We start from the raw sequence: 19,873 nt of genomic DNA on the forward strand, positions 1-19,873 counted from the left end.
AAAACATTATTGCTTTAGGTTCTTTAGTATTATTTCTCCATTATGTGGCTTAAAAGTACTTCGCTTCCAAATCCACCGGATTTGGTCATTACAACGATGTCTGAATAGTTACCTTCTTCAATTGAGCATAAAGGCACTCCCGGTACTACTGCATATAATACGTTCATTTCAGTTACATTCATTTGCTCCAATAATGCTGCAGCCCCATCTCCACCGAATAGTATAAGACTATCAAATTTTTCATTATCAAGGCAGAATTTACTTAAATCAGCTAAGTGTTGAGAAATTTCTTTAGCGGTTTCAGTAATATTTGCCGATTTTGCATTTACGACTTTTGCTGGGTTTGCTCGAATAATCACATTATCCTTACTAAAACGTATTAGAGCGTTTAATTGTAGTTTTAGTGAATGTTCTGACTGCGAATAGTTCATCAACTGCGAAGGTGAAGGATGAAATACAATCGATTTTCCACCTAAAGTTGAAACATATTCATCAACTTGAAGCTGGCTTGTTTCGTGGATTGATGTTACTACAATTAATGTTCTACCTAATGTAATCTCTCGCTTTGGTCTCGGTTTATTTTGAATATTTTTCAATTTCTGTGCTAATCCAGCTGAGCCAACAGGAATAATTTTATTTCCTATATGGTTTATAACTTTTGCAATAATTGCAAGATCTTCGTGCGTTTTAGCATCAATAACGATCTGTTTATATTCACTATTTTCAATAGATGCCTGCAAATTATCGACCGTATCACACGGAATTACTTGAGCATCAGGCAATAATTCTTGCATAGAGGAAGACAGTACAGGGCAAATAGGATCTTTGCCTGAAGCGGTTTCCTTTACAGGAACACTATTAACATATAAATGACCGGCTTCTATCGTTCTCCCCATTTCTGGATATGCAGGACAAATAATTGCTTTAACGTCCGGATATAAACTAGCCCACGCTTCAATAGCACCTTCAATTTGATATTTTACAGAGCCTCTCATTGTAGAATCAATTTTGAGGTAAATTTGCCCAATACCATTTTGGATAGCATTACTAATTGCAATTTGAGTTTGTTCTTTTGCCTTTTCTCCAATAGCTCTTGAGTCAGTAGAAACAGAAATTACTTGAGCTTTATCAGATTGCATTTGTGCTAATGCCGAAACTTTAGTTTTTAAGACAGTGTTAAATCCTGCTTCAGCAAACATAACTGCGGTATCATTTGCACCGGTAAGATCATCTGCAATAACTAAGAGAGTTTCTTTCATAGCTTTTCCCCTTTTACTGTTTCTTGTGCTAATCCACCTTGACGTTTTAAAACCCAAGCCGCAAATAATGGAGCTAAAACAGCGGAAACTAATACAGCAGCTGCAATTTGTGCAGTAGCAGTTTGCACAAAAGGTGCTAGTGTAGGGTCAGCTTGAGCAACAATTTCAGGTGTAATTATGGCATTTCCAGCAGTAGTACCAGCAGCAAATCCAATCCCTGATTGATTACCTCGTCTTAAAATAGTTTTGTAACCGATAAACACAAGGAAACCTGTAAAGAGAGAAGCTACTATACCTAAAATAATACCTGTTGCTCCACCAGTAATAATGGCTTGTAAGTTAATACCTGTACCTAATGCGAAAGCAAAGAAAGGGATAACAATAGCACTAGTTGGTTTCATTAGTTCTGTCCATTTAGGATCTAAGTTACCAATAACCATACCAACAATCAGAGGAATAACAGCTGCAAGCATCAATGAGAAAGGAATATCAGCTAATCCCGATACACCTAAAAATAGTAAAACAAAGAAAGGACCGTCATTAACTGCAGAAGCAATATAAGCCCCTTTATCTCTATAATCGCCATATTTTCCTGTAAATGCTAACCAAATACCCCCATTTGAATTAGCCACAACAGTAAGCATAGCTAATAAAGAAACACCCATAACACCATCATTTCCCACCCATAATCCTAAAAAAACAACTAAAAGAGCGGGTATAATTGTTTTAAATAATAATACAATGCCGGTATGAGCAAGAACAGGACCGGAACTTCTCACAGTAATTTGCATACCTGTTGCGAAAATTAGGAGTGCAATAAGTGAGCCTGCTGATGATTTGAATAAAGCTGTCGTAAATGAACCTAAATTCAAAAAGTCAGGCAAAAACGTACCAATAATAGAACCAAAAATTAGCGATATGACCATTGCCCCACCGGGAATTTTGTTCATACCATCATATATTGGAACGATGGATTTAGATACTTGAGTAGACATATTAATCTCCTTAGTGTGTTGCATATTTGATATTTGCCATTTTTGCACCTAGATAGAGTGCTTCAGACATACTACGGCTATCGGCAACTCCCTTTCCTGCAATCGGAAATGCAGTGCCGTGATCGACAGATGTTCGAATAAATGGAAGACCGACAGTAACATTTACACCTGTATCAAAACCTAATAATTTGATAGGGATATGTCCTTGATCGTGGTACATCACGACGACAATATCGAACTCGTTTAGATTAGCTGCACGATGAAATAAAGTATCCGGTGGTATAGGTCCTGTAACATTAAATCCTTTGGCTTGAGCTGCTAGAATTGCAGGTACGATTTCTTTTTGATCTTCATCACCAAACATTCCATTTTCACCAGAATGAGGGTTTAAACCGGCAACAGCAATACGAGGCTCTTTAAAACCAAGAATACGAGCATTTTCTTCTGCCAAATCAATAACAGTGGCAACTCGTTCTTTAGTAACTAAATCACAAGCTTTACGAAGTTGGACGTGAGTAGTAACGTGAATAACGTTGAGTTTTTCGCTGGTTAGCATCATTGAGTAATCTTTAGTATTACTAAGGGTAGCTAAAATTTCAGTATGACCGGGAAACATTTTACCACTTGCATGTAATGCCTCTTTATTTAAAGGGGCTGTAACAATAGCTTGGATTTTCCCTTCCATCGCTAACTTAACGGCTTTTTCGATGTATTCATAAGCCGCTTTACCAGCACGAGGATCAATTTGAGCAAAAGGCAAATCTTCTGATAAGTTATTCAAATCTAAAATATCAATAACACCATACTCTGCCGTAAAGCTATCTAGATCATTTAATATTCTTAATTTCAGTTCTGAATGAACAATAGGTAAAGCTCGTTGCATAATTTTTTGATCGCCGATAACAACTGGGTGTGCTAACTCATAAATCCGTTTATCAGCCAATGCTTTAATAATAACTTCTGGGCCGATACCTGCGGCATCTCCCATCGTAATTCCTAAAATAGGTTTCATTTCCACTCCTTGATTGAAATTAATCATTTTTAGCAAATTATATCGCAAATAAAGAGATAAAAATGTGATTAAAGTCAAAAAATGATCTTTTTTAATCGCATTGATTTTATTTAATCTAAAGGTAAGGGTTATAAAGCAGATTAGAAAAGTAAAATGTTATTTAATTTGAATAAACACTTCCCTTTTTAGCAAAAAACGGTATCATTACGCCTCTTAAATGTAACCCTACATTTAAGTTTGTTTCCAACCTATCCTATCTTGGGACAAATAGGGTAAAAACAAAAAAGCTGGAACGCTTTTTTTAATAAGTAGCGAGTCAAATGCCCCATGGCGTCTAGTCTCTCTGGATTTGAGAGCTTAGGCTTCCTCCGCAAGGCACCCGACTTATTTTTTTCACCTCTTTTAGAAGGTTTATTTCAATGACAATTAAAACCCCTGTTCAAGCAACTCTTGCTTCAAATCAATACTTTTTAGATCGCCAAGATATAATGGAATCAAACGTGCGTAGTTACCCGCGTAAACTGCCGTTTGCTTATCAAAAAGCACAGGGCGTTTGGGTAACTGATGTTGAAGGTAATGAATACCTCGATTTCTTAGCTGGTGCAGGAACGCTTGCATTAGGTCATAATCACCCTAAATTAATTCAAGCAATTAAAGATGTTTTAGACAGCGGTTTGCCGTTACATTCTTTAGATATTACCACTCCATTAAAAGATGCTTTTACCGAAGAATTACTCTCTTTCTTCCCTAAGGATAAATACATCTTACAATTTACCGGTCCATCAGGAGCAGATGCTAATGAAGCGGCAATAAAATTAGCGAAAACCTATACAGGTCGTGGCAATGTCATTGCATTCTCTGGAGGTTTCCATGGTATGACACACGGTGCATTATCTTTAACCGGTAACTTAGGTGCAAAAAATGCTGTGCAAGGTTTAATGCCTGGTGTGCAATTCATGCCTTATCCACACGAATACCGTTGCCCATTTGGTATTGGCGGTGAGGCTGGTGTGAAAGCGGTTGAACATTATTTTGAAAACTTTATTGAAGACGTAGAAAGTGGTGTGGTAAAACCGGCAGCAGTAATTTTGGAAGCTATTCAAGGTGAAGGCGGTGTTGTTCCGGCTCCAATCAGCTTCTTACAAAAAGTACGTGAAGTAACCCAAAAACACGGCATTTTAATGATTGTGGATGAAGTACAAGCCGGTTTCTGTCGTTCAGGAAAAATGTTTGCCTTTGAACATGCAAATATTGAACCCGACATTGTAGTAATGTCAAAAGCAATTGGCGGTAGTTTGCCATTAGCGGTATTAGCGATTAAAAAAGAGTTTGATGCGTGGCAACCGGCAGGTCATACAGGCACATTCCGTGGAAACCAATTAGCGATGGCAACAGGCTATGTTTCTCTCAAAATTATGCGTGAAGAAAACTTGGCTCAGAACGCAAAAGAGCGGGGTGAATACTTAACTAAAGCCTTAACTGAATTAAGCCAAGAGTTTCCTTGTATCGGGAATGTGCGAGGTAAGGGTTTAATGATGGGTATTGACATTGTAGACGAACATCAAGCCAAAGATGCAACAGGTGCTTACCCACGTGATTGCGATTTAGCGGTAGCTATTCAAAAATATTGTTTTAAAAACAAATTGTTACTAGAGCGTGGTGGTCGTGGTGGAAATGTGGTGCGTGTGCTTTGTGCAGTAAACATTACCCAAGCAGAATGCGAGGAATTTATTAAACGCTTTAAGCAATCTGTAGCCGAAGCTGTGAAAGCGGTACGTGGTTAATTTTTGATAAAACAAGCGGTCATATTTTGCAAAAAATTTGCGAATTTTGACCGCTTGAATTGTATATAGCATTGAATGAGATAACAAAAATGACAGATATTTCCAAACACAGACAATCGCTATTTTGTAGCGATCCACAATCTATTGCGGATTATGAAACCGCAATGAACAATGCGGTACAAGCGGTATCAAATTGGCTAAAAAATGAAAAAATGTACACCGGCGGTTCGATCAAGCAAATGCGAGCCTTGATTGACGGCTTCAAGCCGACCAAAGAGGGAGTGGGAGTGCAAAAATCTCTTGAGCATTTGGTAGAGATTTTCCTCAACCCAAGCCTTAAAGTTCACCATCCACACTCTTTAGCTCACTTACATTGCCCGACAATGGTGACCAGCCAAATTGCAGAAGTGTTAATTAATGCGACTAACCAATCTATGGACTCTTGGGATCAAAGCCCTGCGGGATCTATTATGGAAGAGCATTTAATCGACTGGTTACGCCAAAAAGTCGGCTATGGTGAAGGTACAGCTGGGGTGTTTACTTCAGGTGGTACGCAGTCGAATTTAATGGGCGTATTGTTAGCTCGTGACTGGGCGATTGCGAACCGTTGGAAAAATGAAGACGGCTCTGAATGGTCGGTGCAAGCGAATGGTATTCCTGCTGAGGCAATGAAAAACGTGAAAGTGGTTTGCTCGGAAAATGCACACTTCTCGGTACAAAAAAATATGGCGATGATGGGAATGGGCTTCCAATCGGTAGTCACTGTGCCGTCAAATGCCAATGCTCAAATGGACTTAGAAGCGTTAGCCAAAACCTTAGCAGACTTAAAAGCTGACGGTAAAATCGTAGCTTGTATTGTAGCAACTGCAGGCACAACCGATGCTGGTGCGATTGATGATTTAAAAGCAATCCGCAAATTGGCGGACGAATACCAAGCGTGGTTACACGTTGATGCTGCTTGGGGAGGTGCTTTATTATTATCGAAAGATTTCCGTCATTTCTTAGATGGAATTGAATTAACCGACTCGATTACACTCGACTTCCACAAACATTTCTTCCAATCCATTTCTTGTGGGGCATTCTTGTTAAAAGACGAGGCGAATTATCGTTTCATTGATTACAAGGCAGATTACCTCAACTCAGAATATGACGAAGAACATGGTGTACCAAACTTAGTAGCAAAATCACTGCAAACAACTCGTCGTTTTGATGCGTTAAAATTATGGTTTACGGTAGAAGCCTTGGGTGAAAATCTGTATGCTTCAATGATTGATCACGGTGTGTATTTATCAAAAGAGGTTGAGGCTTACATTACTGCTACCGAAGGCTTGGAAATGTTAGTACCTGCACAATTTGCCTCAGTGCTGTTCCGTGTTGTGCCGAAAGGCTATCCGGCAGAATTTGTGGATACATTGAACCAAAACGTGGCTGATGAGCTGTTTGCTCGTGGTGAAGCGAATATTGGTGTCACGAAAGTCGGTAACAAGCAATCACTGAAAATGACAACCTTAAGCCCAATTGCTACTCTTGAAAATGTGAAAGCCTTATTAGCACAAGTGTTGGCAGAATCAGAACGCATCAAAGATTCTATTGTAAACGGCACCTATATCCCGCCTATTGATTAAACGATTGGCAAAATTATACCTAAATCAGACCGCTTATCAGCCTTGAATTGATTAATGAGCGGTCAATTTTTTAACTTTTTACAAATTTTATTGAAAGCTCTATTGTTCATAACAAGTTAATCAACCATTAATTTCCTCAATACTTCACCCAACCCACTTTGACGCTCAGTCGCTTTACTCACCGCCATATTCCATATTTTGCGGTCGGAAAAAATAGTAACTTGATTGATTGCTCTTGTTACTCCAGTATAAACCAGTTCTTTACATAAAACAGGATTGGCTTCACAAGGCAAAACCACAAAGGTATGGGAAAATTCTGAACCTTGGGATTTATGAATAGTCATGGTAAATGCTGGACTATGCTCAGGAATACGACTTGCTAATTCAGCCTTACCATTTTCAAACCAAAAATGCCCTTTTAAGCTACCATCAGGTTGTTTTTCTGCTAAATACAACGCAATATCACCATTAGCCAATCCGAGACGGCTATTATTTTCAGTAATAATGATTGGTTTTCCAATATAGAAATCACGACTATGATTAAATTGCACAAGTCCTTTTTTCTTTAATTGTTCCGCAATAAGTTGATTGAGATTTTCGCTCCCCAGTTCCCCTACCCTAAGTGCGGTCAAAAATCTCACTTTATTGAATGCGGCAAAAATAGCCGCAATATGCAGTTTAATCGGTAAGTTATTTTCAGTAATTTTGTGAATAAGTTGCAAATATTCTTCATAATTTTGCACCGCACTTTGCACGACCAATTGACTGCAATATTGAGAATAATGGTGTGCTAATGGCTGTTCATCAATATTAGTTTGTTCATATTGTGTAGAATAATCCACTAAATTGATTTCTCCCGTGTCGTTTGTGTTATTTTCTTGTTGATATTGATGAAATAATTGCCAACTTTCAGCAATTTTTTGTTGGTTAATTAATTGAGCTAATTTACCAATATAAGGATGTTTACCGAAACGACGACTGCCCTCTAAGTTGCATAAACAATCACGAATAAGATTTTCATCTGCATGATGTTCTAAGTTTTCCCCTGTTGTTTGCTGTAAATAATCTGCTAACTTTGAACTAATTGAATATTGTCTAAAAGTACCTAATTCAGCCAAAATCGCTCCTGCTTCAACAGAGGATAACTGATCCTTATCGCCAAGCAAAATCAGCTTACAACTCGGTTTCAAGGCTTGTAATAATTTCGCCATTAGAAACAAATCCACCATAGATGCTTCATCCACTACCAAGAGATCTATCGGTAGTGGATTACGTTTATTATATTTCGTCTTTTCTTCAAAAAATCGCACACCAATTAAACTATGAATAGTTTCAGCATTAAAAGGAATAGCATTTTTTATATGTTCACTAACTTTAATTAACTCCTTTTTTGTCAATAAATTAAAGGAATTTTTCATACTAATTTTTAAGCGTTCTGAAGCTTTTCCAGTTGGGGCAACCAGGCGAATAACTAATTTTCCCTCTGCCAGCTCCTGTAATGCCAATAATAATCGAGTAACTGTTGTCGTTTTACCTGTTCCAGGTCCACCTGTAATCATGCAAAAAGGTTGATGAATTGCCGTTGCTACAGCAATTTTCTGCCAATTATGCTTTTGTTTTAAACTATTATCTTCATGCTCTACCGGGAAGTATTTTTGTAAGATGCCTTGAATTTTTTCTATCGGATATGGTTGATTTTCTTTCTGTTTTATTGTTCGAATTAAAAATTCGGCAATTCGATGCTCATCTTGCCATGTGCGATAAAAATATAGGCGATTATTTTGTAGCACCAAGGGCTTTACCTCATTAATAGGATCTTGAGTAAATGCGATATGATTAATGAGTAAATTTTGCCATTCAGATTGTGTAATATTCCCTATTTTCTCTTTAATATCAATAAGGTAACTTTTTTCCGCATAAGGTAAATTAAACAGATTTCTAAAAGAAAAATTTTCTATTTTTAAGCACGTATGTCCTTGTTGGTTATGAAAATTACAAAGTGCGGCAAGTAAAATAGCTAAATTTTTAACTTGTGATGAATAATCTAATTCCCGTTGTTTATCTGCAATCAACTTTGCAAAATAATAATCACCAGCTTGAATAAATTTCCTTTCCTTAAGTTGATACAAAATATTTAGCATTAAAATAAACTCTCCAATTCAGAAATCAAACGCCAATCCGGTTTATCAAAAAATATCCCGGAATTATCTTTTCCATTCATTCCACGTAAAAAAGTATAAAGTACACCGCCGAAATCACGTTGGTAATCATAATTTTTATCCCGCTCTTTTAAATAACGATGTAATGCAATGGTATAAATTAAATACTGCCAATCATAATGATTATTACACATCACTTGAATTAGATTGTCTTGCTGATAATGTTGAGAAGAATAGCCTAGTAAATTAGACTTATAATCTAATAAGTAATACTTGCCTTCAAAACGAACGACCAAATCAATAAAACCTCTCACCATACCTTTAATTCTATCCATCAGTATCGGTGATGACGGTAAATGATGATACTTACTTAACAGCCGATTAAAGACATTTTCATTAAATGATTGATTTAATTTCAAATAAAATTGCATTTCTTTTAAACAATCTTGTGGCTTGATATTGCCTAAAGTAAAGCCTGCAATATCCTGTTTTAAAGGCGTATTAAAAATCGCATTTATCCATTTTTTCAATGGATTTTGCCATTCATCACTTAATTGTAACGTCTGACAAAGTTTAGATAATTGGTCATCATTCAATGCCTGCGTCATATTATATTTTTCAAAATAACGATGGAATTCGCTACCAACATGGACACCATGAGGAAAATCAAACGGTGAAAAACCTACAGGATAATCAGAGTCTGCACTCAACTTTATATCAAATGACGCTGACATATCATGACCATTTTCTCTCACATCATGATCTCTTGCTTGATCAAAAACTCCGGATATTTCAATCTGCTGTGCTTTTTGTCGAGAATTTAAAGATCTGTTACGTTGATGACGGTAGGTCATTTCAGTAAAACTTGTTACAGTCCAATTACGCTCAATCTTGCCATGAAATTCTTCCGCTTCAACCGGCGACAATGCCTGTTGCACTGTAATATACTCATTTCTCCTTACTAATAGTTTTTTATCTTCCTCTATTTCAACACATTGTTCACCTAATTCCTCAATTATTGGACTTAACAATTTTTTTGCATCATATTCATCATCAATTCTTTTATTTACACCAATTTGTCCCTTAGTTAATACATAAAGTAACGCATTCCATTTTTTCTCAAAAATGCGAGGAAGATTAATAACAATCTGATATTTCGCTCGAGTAAGTGCAACATAGAGTAAACGGATATCTTCCGCCATACGCTCTTTTTCAATTTCATCGGAATGTTGCTTATCCATATCCCATAACACTTGTTCTTGATTTTCATCATAATAAGTATTAATGGCATTATCTCGGAATAGGGACGGCTTACAAATAAAAGGAATCCAAACTAAATCATAAGCAAGCCCTTTGGATTTATGTAATGTAACAATCTTGACTAATTCTCGATCACTTTCTAACCGAATTTGTTCTTCCAAGCGTTCTTCGCCTTGAATCTGTTTCTCAAACCAACGAACTAAGGAGGACTCGGTATCATTTAAACGGGTAGCCTGTTGCAATAACTCACTTAAATGCCACAAATCAGTCATTTTTCTCTCACCTTGTTCCATCATTTGTAAATTTTCATTAATTTTTTCAACTGCAAATAAATGATGCAACATAGGTAAAATACCCTGCCTTTGCCATTGTTGTTGGTAAGCAATAAATCGCTCAACACAGTTTTCCCATAAGTTCTCATCTTGCTTAATTTGGAATATTTCTGCACCGGTTTTAGCAAAAAGAGCGGTACTCAACGCATTTAAAATATTATTTTCATTTAACGGATTTAAACAAGCTCGTAAAATATGCAACAGTTCTTTTGCAGTGATACTATCAAAAACGTTACTACGATCTGAAAGATAAACTGATGCAATACCTTTATCCCTTAAGGCTTTTTGTATTTTCTCCGCTTGAGTAAAACTACTGACTAAAACTGCAATATTTTTTGCTTTTAGTGGTTTGTTATCTAAAATAGCTTGATTTTGTACCGCACTTTGTAGCCATTGCTCAATAGATAAAGCACAATTTTCAGCAAGTTGTGTGTCATTGTTGTCAGTCAAATAACCTCTTAATGCAGGTTCAATTCTTCCATTTAAGCAAAATCGGTTGGGAAGAAGATTCCCTTGAGTGTCATAATATAATCCTTTAGCAACCTGTTGAAATGGAATTTTTTTATGTAAAAAAGGAGAATTTTCTTGAAAATCAAAAAGATAATTTATCGTCTGAATAAGAGGTTGTGTAGAACGCCAATTTTCGCCCAAACTAAATCGATATTGTGCTTGTTCCGTTGCTTTCAGATAGGTAAAAATATCCGCACCACGAAATTTATAAATAGATTGTTTAGGATCCCCAATCATAATAAAGCCCGTATTTTTCACCGCACTTTTAATATAAATTTGATAAAAAATATCATATTGCTGTTGATCTGTATCCTGAAACTCATCAATCATAGCAAAAGGATATTGATGGCGAATAAGTTGTGCTAATTTATCTCCTTGTGGTTGATATAAAGCATTGCGTACCAGACGTAAAAGATCATCAAACCCCTTTTGTTGATGCGTAAGTTTATAATCCATTATTTTACGATTTAATTCATGAACACAATGGTATAAAAGTACAGAAAAATTATTTGAAATTTGAGTAACTTCATTGGTCACTAAGTTTTCCAATTCGGAAAATAAATCATGCGATACTAAAGGTTCTTTTTTATCTAATTCCAATTGATAAAAATATTTTGCCGCCTCAGGTTGCTGAATATCCTCGTTTTCTGCCCATACTCGCATTTTATTAAAACGACTTTCAAACCAATCTTTACGCCATTTTTTTAAAGCGACAAGCTCTCTTAACGCTTTTTCATTTTCTAACCAACGTTGTTTAAATTGATGAATTTTACTAAGTTGAGGCTCAACTTGAGTATGTAAAAATTGCTGCAGAGAAATCTCCAATAAGTGCGGTTTTTGGGTATTTACTTTTGGCGGCTGAGAAAGATATTTATAAACGTAAGATACCAGTTGCCTCGGCGATCCTAATTTTTTGAAAATGAAGTTTGCGACTGACAAAGGCTGATGATAAAAATTTTCACGCCATAGCTCATTTGCCAAACGTTGAATTAGTTCAGATTCATCACTCACCAGTTCCATATTAAAATGTACCCCCGAATTAAAGGCATATTGCATTAATACTCGGCGACAAAAACTATGAATAGTCGAAACGGCGGAAATATCCAAATTTCGTTCTGCTAAAGTTAAACGATAGACTGCAAGATCGATGTCTTTAATATAAGGCAGTAATTCTTGCAGAAATTGATCTTCAAGTAATGTTTTATTTTGATGTTGCTGATATTGAATTAACGCTTGTTTTGTTTGATAAATACGTTCCCGAATACGTTGCTTTAACTCTTGTGTTGCCATTTCTGTATAAGTTACTACCAAAATTTGATCAACTTCCAATGCCTGAGAAAAATTATTTTCTCCCGCTTGTAATAACAAGCGAATATAAAGAGAAACGATGGAATGAGTTTTTCCTGTACCGGCAGATGCCTCAATTAAACTGACCGCACTTAACGGAGTAGAAATAGGATTAAAAGGTTGAAAGACGGATATGTGTAAGGAAGAATATTGATCTTGTAAGCTGGTCATGAAATTAAGCATCTTCGATAGAACATAGAATATTGACTAATTTACCTAACCTAAACTCTTTTTGCAAACCTTCAAACCGATGTAAAAATAAAACGGAGCAGATCTTCCGCTCCGTTCTCATGTTATTTGCCATTCAAACTATCTAAATTACGTAATGCTTCAATACGTTTTTCCAATGGAGGATGACTTAAGAATAAAGAAGCAAGTCCTCCACGTTTTCCATTGATGGCAAAAGCAGCTAGCTGCCCCTCCATTTCTTGTGGCTCATGCAATGTTTTCAAACGTTGTAACGCTGCAATCATTTTATGTTTACCCACTAATTCCGCTGAACCTGCATCAGCTTTAAATTCACGATAGCGAGAAAACCACATTGCAATCATACTTGCCAATACACCAAACACAAGCTCAAGAACCATTGAAATCATAAAATATATACCTTGACTGGTATTTCCATCACGATCTGTAGCAACAACTTTTGCCAGCATTCGAGAAATAAAAATGACGAACGTATTTAATACACCTTGCAACAAAGTCATCGTTACCATATCACCGCTTTTAATATGGCTTACTTCGTGAGCTAAAACCGCTTCCGCCTCATCTCTTGTCATAGCATTTAGTAATCCTGTACTCACGGCAACAAGTGAATTCTTTTTTGTCGCACCTGTTGCAAAGGCATTTACATCCGCTGAATGATAAATGGCAACTGTCGGCATAGGTAATCCTGCTCTTTCTGCCTGTGAATGCACCGTTTGAAGCAACCAATGTTCCGTTTCATTACGAGGTTGTTCAATAACTTGACCATTTACCGAACGTAATGCCATTGATTTTGACATCAGTAAAGAAATAATAGATCCCGTAAAACCAAATAAAGTAGCAAAAATCAACAATCCCACCGCATCTTGGCGTTGAATACCGGTCAACGTCAAAATAATGTTAAAAACAAATAAAACGGCAAAGTTAGTTGCTAAAAATAGCAAAATTCTCATCATAATAAAGTTCCTTTACATTAAAAATTCTCTGCCTATGATAAGGACAAAATATTGAAACTCAAGGGTAAAATAAAAAAATTTGTTACCATAAACTCATTTGTTTTTGCTCAATTATTGTGGGAATACTGACATATAATCCAACTAAACGCACAGAACGATTTTGATGTCGTTGCCAAATTTGAGTTAATAGTTTTACAAAATTTTCTTGCGAACATTTCACCGCACTTTTTTCTAATGTTGTTATTTGGAAGTCATAAAATTTTAATTTCACGCCTATTTTACAAAAACGTTCTAAGGGAATAGCAGGACAAGTCTTTTTAATTCGTTTCAATAAAAGAGGATAAAGGCTATTGATAACCTCAATACCTTGTTCAACCTGCAAAATATTTTTCATTAAAGTTCGTTCCAGCCCGATAGATTTAGGTTCACGATGAGACTGCACAGGGCGTTCATCTATACCTTGACTAAATTGCCAAATACGATGTCCTATTTTACCAAATCGATCGATTAAAACATGATAGTCAAATTGTTGAATATCCGAACAAGTTTCCAATCCCATTTGCTGTAATCGTTGCGTTGTCACTTTTCCCACTCCCGGAATTTTTTTCAGTGGAAGTTGCCTAATAAACATTGCAACTTCTTCAGGTTTAATAACAAACTGTCCATTGGGCTTATTCTGATCTGAAGCAATTTTAGCCAAAAATTTTAACGGAGCAATGCCGGCAGATGCCGTTAATCCCGTTTCCTGAGTAATGATTTGTCTAATTTCTTCTGCAATCCACGTTGCTGAGCCTGAACATTTTTGACAATCCGTTACATCCAAATAAGCCTCATCTAAAGATAAAGGTTCAATTAAATCCGTATAACGCAAAAAAATGTGTTGGATTTGTTGCGAAACCTGCTTATATAAAGGCATATTTACAGCTAATAATACCAAATCGGGACAAAGTTTCAGTGCTTGCGATGTTGGCATTGCACTATGTAAGCCAAACTGACGAGCAACATAATTACAAGTACTTAATACCCCACGCTGATTAGCCAATCCGCCCACAGCAACAGGTCTATCATACAATTCCGGTTTATCTCTTATTTCAATAGATGCATAAAAGCAATCCATATCAATATGAATAATTTTACGAGGCATCATTGTTAAAAGTGCGATTAAAATGTTCAAAGTTGACCGTATTCTAACATTTTTACTGTATAAATAAACAGTTTTTGTTGTTTTTCTTATTTAACATCATTTATACCTATTTTTCTCCAAGTAATGTCTTTTAGCTATGCTTTTTTGAAAGCTGTACATTTTATTCTCCTTCTTTCCGATACGGTCCTACCAGCTAAAATTTTTGATAAAATCACTGATTTTTTTGCAAAAAAGGCATAGAATACAGGACGCATTTGCACCTTAATAGAAATGTTATTAAAATGCGGTGTTATTTTGTGCTAAACCATTTTTAGGAAAATCAGATGAGCCAAGAATTTTTGGATTTTGAACTGCCTATCGCCGAATTAGAAGCGAAAATTGAGGCTTTACGTTCAGTTTCACAACAAGATCAACAGATTAATTTAGATGATGAAATTACTCGTTTACAAAAGAAAAGTGCGGAGCTAACGCAAAAAACTTTTGCTAATTTAGATGCTTGGCAGGTATCTCAAATGGCTCGCCACCCTAATCGTCCTTATACTTTAGACTATATTGAACATATTTTTACAGATTTTCAAACACTGGCAGGCGATCGTGCTTTTGCTGATGATCAAGCAATTGTCGGTGGATTGGCTCGTCTAGAGGAACGTCCCGTTATGATTATCGGTCATCAAAAAGGACGTAGCATTAAAGAAAAAGTAAAACGTAACTTTGGTATGCCCGCACCTGAAGGTTATCGCAAAGCATTACGTTTAATGCAAATGGCGGAACGATTTAACTTGCCAATCATTACTTTCATCGACACGCCGGGGGCTTATCCGGGGGTCGGTGCAGAAGAAAGAGGTCAATCTGAAGCTATTGCACGTAATTTACGTGAAATGTCTATGTTAAAAGTACCGATTATTTGTACAGTAATTGGTGAGGGCGGCTCGGGAGGTGCGCTTGCTATCGGTGTTGGTGATAAAATCAATATGCTGCAATACAGTACTTACTCCGTTATTTCTCCGGAAGGCTGTGCCTCGATTTTATGGAAAAGTGCAGCAAAAGCCTCTACAGCAGCAGAAGTAATGGGCTTAACAGCTTCTCGTTTGCACGAATTAAAACTGATTGATAGCATAATTGAAGAACCCTTAGGAGGTGCACATCGCAACTATGACACTATGTCAAATAATCTGAAAAAACGTTTGTTAGCCGATCTTGCCGACTTGGATAAATTAGATCAAGAGACTTTATTAGATCGCCGTTACAAACGATTAATGAGCTATGGTTATTGCTAATTTTATAAAAATAGGGCGGTCTTATACCGCTCTTTTCTATTTATAGATATGTTATAGAGGAAGAAAAAATGAAAAATATTCTCTCAATTCAATCTCACGTTGTTTATGGCTATGCAGGTAATAAATCAGCAACATTTCCGATGCAGTTGCTAGGCATTGATGTTTGGGCGTTAAATACAGTGCAATTTTCTAACCATACACAATATGGAAAATGGACCGGCATGGTCATTCCCAAAGAACAAATTGGTGAAATTGTACAAGGTATTGATAATATTGGAGAACTTCATCAATGTGATGCTGTCCTGTCCGGTTATATCGGCTCAGCGGAACAAGTAGAAGAAATTATAAAAGCCTTTCATAAAATAAAAGAACGTAATCCAAAAGCAATTTATTTGTGCGATCCGGTGATGGGACATCCTGATAAAGGCTGTGTTGTTGCAGATGGTGTTAAAGAAGGACTGATTAAAATTGCGATGGCTCAGGCAGATATTATTACCCCAAATTTAGTTGAACTAAGAGAATTAAGCGGATTAGCGGTTGAAAATTTTGAACAGGCTATTGAAGCAGTAAAAGTGATTCTAAGTAAAGGTCCGAAAAAAGTATTGGTTAAACATTTAAGTCGTGTTGGTAAGAATGCTGCACAATTTGAAATGTTATTGGCAAATAATGATGGTATTTGGCATATCAGTCGCCCATTACATAATTTCAATAAAGAACCTGTTGGCGTAGGTGATTTAACCGCCGGATTATTCCTTGCAAACCTACTGAATGGAAAATCGGATGTTGAAGCATTTGAACATACTGCAAATACAGTAAATGACGTAATGGAAACAACACATAATGCAGGCGTCTATGAACTTCAAACTATTGCTGCTCGTGAATGGATTGTTAATCCGAAAAGCCAATATAAAGCAGTAAAAATAGGTTAATCTTATTAAATTGTAGGGGTTATCACTCCTACTTTTAATATTTCCAAGTTCAATAGATTTCGATCGGAATCCCTATGGATTTATTACAACAGTTACAAAATCAGTTAAATCAGTTTCCCTCTCATACTAAACTTCTACTAGGATTTAGTGGCGGACTGGACTCAACGGTTTTGTTATCTTTATTGGCAAAACTCAGAAAAAAACAACCGCACTTATCCTTACGGGCAATCCATATTCATCACGGATTAAGTCAAAATGCAGATAACTGGGCTATTCATTGCCGACAAATTTGTCAGCAACTGGATATTTCTTTTCTGTGTGAAAAGGTGACGATTAATCCTCGTAAAGGGATTGAGGCTGATGCTCGTGAAGCCCGTTATCAAGCGATTGCTAATCATCTACAAGACAACGAAATTCTTGTTACCGCTCATCATCAACAAGATCAAACAGAAACCTTTTTGTTAGCTTTAAAACGTGGCAGTGGCTTACAGGGATTGGGGGCAATGCAAATACAGAGTGTTGTTTTTAATCTGCCTATTTTTCGCCCGCTTTTACATTGCACAAAACAACAACTTGAGCAATATGCTAAAACAGAAAAACTTAGCTGGATTGAAGATGAAAGTAATGCTGATAATCGTTATGAACGTAACTTTTTACGTAATGATATTTTGCCTAAACTTCGTCAGCGTTGGCAATCTATTGATAATGCGGTACAACGTAGTGCTCAACATTGCTTTGAACAGCAGCAACTGATTAATGAATTGCTTAATGATGAATTTAATAAAATTTACGATAAATTCGACCGCACTTTATCCATTGCCAATTTCGCTACTTACTCAATTTTAAAGCAAAAAGCCTTACTACGAACTTGGTTACAACATCTCCATATTTTGATGCCTTCAACAATACAGTTGGATAATATTATGAGAAATATGATTCAAGCACAAGAGGATCGTAATCCGACATGTAGACTTGGAAATCAGGTCTTACGCCGTTATCAAAAACGTCTTTATGCTACGCCGATATTACAAGATTTAAGTCATATTCGCCTAGATATTCAAGCTAACGAATGCATTAATTTACCGGATAATTTAGGTGAAATTTGTTTACTAACCAAAAATGAGCATTTGCAGGTTACATGGCAAAATAAACAGATTTTATTACCCCTGACACAGGAAAAAATAGAAATTCGCTTTCGCTATTCCGGTAAAGTTAAACTCCCACAAGGATTTCATCAAGAAATGAAAAAATGCTGGCAAGATCATAATGTTCCTGTATGGCAACGCACCCGTATTCCCTTGATTTTTTATGGCAATAAATTTAAAAGTGCGGTAGGTTTTTTTAATAATTGTGAGTAAAAAAATAACCCCATCTTGATGGGGCTATTTTAAGAACCAATCCTATCTTAACGCCAACTTTTAAACTGATTAATTAAACCATTAGTTGAACTGTCGTGACTATTGATTTGCTCATCTCCAACCAGTTCTGGCAAAATGCGGTTAGCAAGTTGTTTACCTAATTCAACTCCCCATTGATCAAAACTGTAAATATTAAAAATCACCCCTTGTACAAAAATTTTATGTTCGTACATAGCAATTAATGCACCTAACGTGAATGGTGTAATTTTTTGCACTAAAATGCTGTTTGTCGGTTTATTACCGGTAAAAATTTTAAACGGTACAATATTTTTCACTTCATCTAAGGACTTCCCAGCTTGAATAAATTCAGCTTCAACTTCTTGTTGTGTTTTACCAAAAGCGAGTGCTTCTGTTTGTGCAAAGAAATTTGAAAGCAATTTATTATGATGATCTGATAACACATTATGGGTTTGTGCTGGGGCAATAAAATCACAAGGAATAATCTTCGTCCCTTGATGAATTAATTGATAGAATGCGTGCTGACCGTTAGTGCCAGGTTCTCCCCAAATAATAGGACCGGTTTGATAATTATTAATCACTTGACCACTGCGATCTACATATTTACCGTTAGATTCCATATTACCCTGTTGGAAATAAGCTGCAAAACGATGTAAATATTGGTCATAAGGTAACATCGCTTCAGTTTCAGCACCTAAGAAATTACAGTTCCAAATACCAATTAACGCTAACGTAATCGGAATATTTTGTTCCATTGGTGCGGTGCGGAAATGTTTATCCATTTCATGTGCACCAGCTAATAGTTGCTCAAAATTGTCAAACCCAATAGAAAGTGCAATAGAAAGTCCGATTGCAGACCATAAAGAATAACGACCGCCTACCCAATCCCAAAATTCAAACATATTGTGAGTATCTATACCAAACTTCTCCACTTCTTTTACATTGGTTGAAAGTGCAGCGAAATGCTTAGCTATTTGGCTTTCATCTTGTGCGGCTGCTAAAAACCATTTACGTGCAGAAATCGCATTAGTCATAGTTTCCTGTGTTGTGAAAGTTTTTGAAGCAACTAAAAATAAGGTTGTTTCCGGATTTACTTTTTTCAACGTCTCCGCTATATGCGTTCCATCAACATTGGAAACAAAGTGCATGGTTAAATGATTTTTATAGGGACGTAATGCTTCCGTTACCATATAAGGGCCTAAATCCGAGCCGCCAATACCGATATTCACCACATCGGTAATCGCTTTACCGGTGTAACCTTTCCAATCACCAGAAATAACACGTTGACAAAAAGATTTCATTTTCGCCAACACTGCATTTACTTCCGGCATAACATCTTTACCATCTACATAAACCGGTGTATTTGCACAATTACGAAGTGCGGTATGTAATACAGCACGATTTTCTGTACGATTAATTTTTTCACCATTAAACATTGATTCAGTTGCTTCATTCAAAGCACATTCTTTAGCTAACTGACGTAATAAAGATAATGTTTGTTGATTAATATTATTTTTTGAATAATCCACTAAAATTTGTTCGGCAAATTTTAACGAATAGTCATTAAATCGAGTCGGTTCTTGCTCAAAAAGTTGTTGAATAGTAACTTGCTCTAAGTCTTTTTGATGTTGCTCTAAAGCTTTCCACGCATTAGTTTGAGTTGGATTAATATTTTGCATCATTTTTCCTCTCTATGGTTTAAAA

Annotated in this window: 13 protein-coding genes; 5 read left to right on the top strand and 8 right to left on the bottom strand. The window is 36.3% G+C overall.

Going from position 1 to position 19,873, the window contains the following annotated elements; all coding sequences use genetic code 11:
- Nucleotides 1-29 precede the first annotated feature (29 nt).
- From HSM_RS07210 to pdxA, 3 genes are read right to left on the bottom strand one after another with little or no spacing between them, the layout of a single operon-like run.
- Nucleotides 30-1,259 carry a four-carbon acid sugar kinase family protein gene (locus HSM_RS07210; RefSeq protein WP_012340549.1) on the bottom strand — a complete coding sequence of 410 codons (1,230 nt, stop codon included), beginning with the start codon at nt 1,257-1,259 and terminating at the stop codon, nt 30-32.
- Complete coding sequence (locus tag HSM_RS07215; RefSeq protein WP_012340550.1) at nt 1,256-2,254, bottom strand: 2-keto-3-deoxygluconate permease; 999 nt, start codon at nt 2,252-2,254, stop codon at nt 1,256-1,258. Before HSM_RS07215 ends, HSM_RS07210 begins: the two co-directional genes overlap by 4 nt.
- A gap of 10 nt (nt 2,255-2,264) precedes the next feature.
- A complete protein-coding gene (gene pdxA, locus HSM_RS07220) occupies nt 2,265-3,266 on the bottom strand; it encodes a 4-hydroxythreonine-4-phosphate dehydrogenase PdxA (RefSeq protein WP_012340551.1) in 1,002 nt (333 codons plus the stop codon).
- 419 nt (nt 3,267-3,685) lie between these two features.
- Between pdxA and HSM_RS07225 the strand changes: the two genes are divergently transcribed.
- Both HSM_RS07225 and ddc read left to right on the top strand, forming a co-directional pair.
- Entirely contained in the window at nt 3,686-5,050 is a 1,365-nt protein-coding gene (locus tag HSM_RS07225; protein WP_012340552.1) for a diaminobutyrate--2-oxoglutarate transaminase, read from the top strand.
- An 89-nt stretch (nt 5,051-5,139) separates the two neighbouring features.
- The gene (gene ddc / locus HSM_RS07230; protein WP_012340553.1) at nt 5,140-6,675 is read left to right on the top strand and encodes an L-2,4-diaminobutyrate decarboxylase; all 1,536 of its coding nucleotides are present in this window, start codon (nt 5,140-5,142) and stop codon (nt 6,673-6,675) included.
- Nucleotides 6,676-6,791: 116 nt separating this feature from the next.
- Here ddc and recD read toward each other — a convergent pair whose 3' ends face one another.
- The 4 genes from recD to dinB form a co-directional block, all read right to left on the bottom strand.
- Nucleotides 6,792-8,816 carry an exodeoxyribonuclease V subunit alpha gene (gene recD / locus HSM_RS07235; RefSeq protein WP_012340554.1) on the bottom strand — a complete coding sequence of 675 codons (2,025 nt, stop codon included), beginning with the start codon at nt 8,814-8,816 and terminating at the stop codon, nt 6,792-6,794.
- Nucleotides 8,816-12,466, bottom strand: a complete 3,651-nt coding sequence (gene recB, locus HSM_RS07240; protein ID WP_012340555.1) for an exodeoxyribonuclease V subunit beta — start codon at nt 12,464-12,466, stop codon at nt 8,816-8,818. Before recB ends, recD begins: the two co-directional genes overlap by 1 nt.
- Before the next feature lie 110 nt (nt 12,467-12,576).
- The gene (gene htpX, locus HSM_RS07245; RefSeq protein ID WP_012340556.1) at nt 12,577-13,443 is read right to left on the bottom strand and encodes a protease HtpX; all 867 of its coding nucleotides are present in this window, start codon (nt 13,441-13,443) and stop codon (nt 12,577-12,579) included.
- Nucleotides 13,444-13,525: 82 nt separating this feature from the next.
- On the bottom strand, nt 13,526-14,590 hold the full coding sequence (dinB, locus tag HSM_RS07250; protein WP_012340557.1) for a DNA polymerase IV: 1,065 nt from the start codon (nt 14,588-14,590) through the stop codon (nt 13,526-13,528).
- A 320-nt stretch (nt 14,591-14,910) separates the two neighbouring features.
- Between dinB and accA the strand changes: the two genes are divergently transcribed.
- The 3 genes from accA (at nt 14,911) to tilS (ending at nt 18,151) form a co-directional block, all read left to right on the top strand.
- On the top strand, nt 14,911-15,864 hold the full coding sequence (accA, locus tag HSM_RS07255) for an acetyl-CoA carboxylase carboxyl transferase subunit alpha (RefSeq protein WP_012340559.1): 954 nt from the start codon (nt 14,911-14,913) through the stop codon (nt 15,862-15,864).
- 68 nt (nt 15,865-15,932) lie between these two features.
- Nucleotides 15,933-16,793: a pyridoxal kinase PdxY gene (gene pdxY / locus HSM_RS07260; RefSeq protein WP_011609087.1), complete on the top strand. Its 861-nt coding sequence runs from the start codon at nt 15,933-15,935 to the stop codon at nt 16,791-16,793.
- Nucleotides 16,794-16,867: 74 nt separating this feature from the next.
- On the top strand, nt 16,868-18,151 hold the full coding sequence (gene tilS, locus HSM_RS07265) for a tRNA lysidine(34) synthetase TilS (protein WP_012340560.1): 1,284 nt from the start codon (nt 16,868-16,870) through the stop codon (nt 18,149-18,151).
- 47 nt (nt 18,152-18,198) lie between these two features.
- Here the strand turns inward: tilS and pgi are convergent, their stop codons facing one another.
- Nucleotides 18,199-19,848, bottom strand: a complete 1,650-nt coding sequence (gene pgi / locus HSM_RS07270; RefSeq protein WP_012340561.1) for a glucose-6-phosphate isomerase — start codon at nt 19,846-19,848, stop codon at nt 18,199-18,201.
- Between the last annotated feature and the right edge of the window lie 25 nt (nt 19,849-19,873).

The sequence above is a fragment of the Histophilus somni 2336 genome (assembly GCF_000019405.1).
Classification (GTDB): domain Bacteria; phylum Pseudomonadota; class Gammaproteobacteria; order Enterobacterales; family Pasteurellaceae; genus Histophilus; species Histophilus somni.

Coding starts and splice junctions, on each gene's coding strand:
- HSM_RS07210 (WP_012340549.1), bottom strand. CDS start 1,259: ATGAAAGAAACTCTCTTAGTTATTGCAGATGATCTTACCGGTGCAAAT.
- HSM_RS07215 (WP_012340550.1), bottom strand. CDS start 2,254: ATGTCTACTCAAGTATCTAAATCCATCGTTCCAATATATGATGGTATG.
- pdxA (WP_012340551.1), bottom strand. CDS start 3,266: ATGAAACCTATTTTAGGAATTACGATGGGAGATGCCGCAGGTATCGGC.
- HSM_RS07225 (WP_012340552.1), top strand. CDS start 3,686: ATGACAATTAAAACCCCTGTTCAAGCAACTCTTGCTTCAAATCAATAC.
- ddc (WP_012340553.1), top strand. CDS start 5,140: ATGACAGATATTTCCAAACACAGACAATCGCTATTTTGTAGCGATCCA.
- recD (WP_012340554.1), bottom strand. CDS start 8,816: ATGCTAAATATTTTGTATCAACTTAAGGAAAGGAAATTTATTCAAGCT.
- recB (WP_012340555.1), bottom strand. CDS start 12,466: ATGCTTAATTTCATGACCAGCTTACAAGATCAATATTCTTCCTTACAC.
- htpX (WP_012340556.1), bottom strand. CDS start 13,443: ATGATGAGAATTTTGCTATTTTTAGCAACTAACTTTGCCGTTTTATTT.
- dinB (WP_012340557.1), bottom strand. CDS start 14,590: ATGATGCCTCGTAAAATTATTCATATTGATATGGATTGCTTTTATGCA.
- accA (WP_012340559.1), top strand. CDS start 14,911: ATGAGCCAAGAATTTTTGGATTTTGAACTGCCTATCGCCGAATTAGAA.
- pdxY (WP_011609087.1), top strand. CDS start 15,933: ATGAAAAATATTCTCTCAATTCAATCTCACGTTGTTTATGGCTATGCA.
- tilS (WP_012340560.1), top strand. CDS start 16,868: ATGGATTTATTACAACAGTTACAAAATCAGTTAAATCAGTTTCCCTCT.
- pgi (WP_012340561.1), bottom strand. CDS start 19,848: ATGCAAAATATTAATCCAACTCAAACTAATGCGTGGAAAGCTTTAGAG.